The 1,113-nt window shown below is 60.1% G+C and carries 1 protein-coding gene; it reads left to right on the top strand.

Annotated features, from left to right (window positions below; genetic code table 11):
- Positions 1 to 55 precede the first annotated feature (55 nt).
- Positions 56 to 1,084, top strand: a complete 1,029-nt coding sequence (locus tag GHN86_RS22935) for an IS30 family transposase (RefSeq protein WP_017246483.1) — start codon at positions 56 to 58, stop codon at positions 1,082 to 1,084.
- The last annotated feature ends 29 nt before the right edge of the window (positions 1,085 to 1,113 follow it).

Genomic DNA, 1,113 nt, shown 5'->3' on the forward strand with positions numbered 1-1,113 from the left:
GGCGGCCGCGAAAACTGAGTGCAACACCTGACCTTTCCGGTACGGTGCTGCCCCTATGTCCTATTCCGAACTCAGCGTTGAAGAGCGCGCGATCATTCAGCTCAGTCAAGCTCAAGGCTTCACCCTGCGCGGCATTGCTCGCCTGATTGACAGGTCGCCCTCGACCATCAGTCGAGAGCTGAAGCGCAATCGAGGCAGTAGTGGTGCTTACTCGGCCCGCTGCGCCCAGCGACAGATGAGCATTCGGCGCCAGGTTTGTCGCCCTAAGCGCAAGCTTCTGCCGGGCAGTGAGCGCTTCGAGTTGGTGACCCATATGTTGCGTGAGCGTTTGTCTCCTGAACAGATTGCCGGCAAGCTGCGCGGCATGAACATTCCCAGCCTCAGAGATGCCTACGTCTGTCGAGAGACGATCTACAACGCGATCTATGCCTTGCCGGTCGGCGAGCTGCGCAAGGAGCTGATCATCTGCCTGCGCCAAAGCAAGGCGACGCGCAGACCGCGCTCTGGCGGCGTGGATCGGCGCGGCCAGATTCCGGAGATGGTCAGCATTCACGTGCGCCCGCCAGAGATCGAAGACCGGCTGATGCCGGGGCATTGGGAGGGCGACCTGATCAAGGGTAAGGCCAACGCCTCGTCGGTAGGCACGTTGGTGGAGCGCACCAGTGGCTACCTGATGCTGGTGAAGATGAACGACGCAACGGCGACCTCGGCGATGGAGGGCTTCAGTGCAGCGCTCAACGGCATGCCGCTGGCGATGCGCAAGAGCATGACCTACGACCAAGGCCGGGAGATGGCGCGGCATGCTGAAATCACCCAGCAGACCGGGGTCGCTATTTATTTTTGTGATCCGCACAGCCCATGGCAGCGCGGCAGTAACGAAAACATCAACGGCCTGATCCGCCAGTACCTGCCCAAGGGGACTGACTTGTCGGTACACAGCCAGGAGCAACTGAATGCCATCGCCCTGCAACTGAATATGCGCCCCCGTAAGCGCTTCGATTTCAAATGCCCGATCGAAGTCATGGGAGAGGTGATGCAGGAAGCCTTGGCTATGCGGCATGATGCTCCGGCTTCAATTCAATAACCGTGTTGCACTCAGCTCCTGCAACCGCC

It is taken from the genome of Pseudomonas helleri (genome assembly GCF_009600315.1).
Lineage (GTDB): Bacteria > Pseudomonadota > Gammaproteobacteria > Pseudomonadales > Pseudomonadaceae > Aquipseudomonas > Aquipseudomonas helleri_A.